Source organism: Microbacterium sp., from assembly GCF_051860965.1.
Lineage (GTDB): Bacteria > Actinomycetota > Actinomycetes > Actinomycetales > Microbacteriaceae > Microbacterium.
Genome location: NZ_JBIMKU010000017.1, coordinates 1 through 542, shown reverse-complemented (window position 1 = coordinate 542; position 542 = coordinate 1). Strand labels below are relative to the sequence as shown.

General features: G+C 47.2%; 1 rRNA gene. It reads left to right on the top strand.

From position 1 onward, the window contains the following. Window positions 1-230 precede the first annotated feature (230 nt). Window positions 231-542: ribosomal RNA gene (locus tag ACTIFV_RS18645) — 16S ribosomal RNA — on the top strand; the annotation flags it as partial.

The window sequence follows — 542 nt, the reverse complement described above, 5'->3', positions numbered from 1 at the left end:
TCAACCCCTTGACAAAGCCAAAACGGTTCGCTAACCTAGATAAAGTGTCAAGCAAACGACAAGAGCGCCTGACGCGCCGAACCTAGACAAATCAATAGTTTGAAAGCCAAGACAAAAACCAATCCTCGTCAAAACTAATTAGTTTTGGGTTCAAACCCAAAACAGATAAGAAAAATAAAAGAGGATTCCGGAATAGAATTTCGGAGCCGAAAACAAACTACTTCATCATCAAAACGGAGAGTTTGATCCTGGCTCAGGATGAACGCTGGCGGTATGCTTAACACATGCAAGTCGAACGGTCTCTTCGGAGATAGTGGCGGACGGGTGAGTAACGCGTGAGAATCTGGCTCTCGGTTCGGGACAACAGTTGGAAACGACTGCTAATACCGGATGTGCCTATTGGTGAAAGATTAATTGCCGAGAGATGAGCTCGCGTCAGATTAGCTAGTTGGTGGGGTAAGAGCCTACCAAGGCGACGATCTGTAGCTGGTCTGAGAGGATGATCAGCCACACTGGAACTGAGACACGGTCCAGACTCCTAC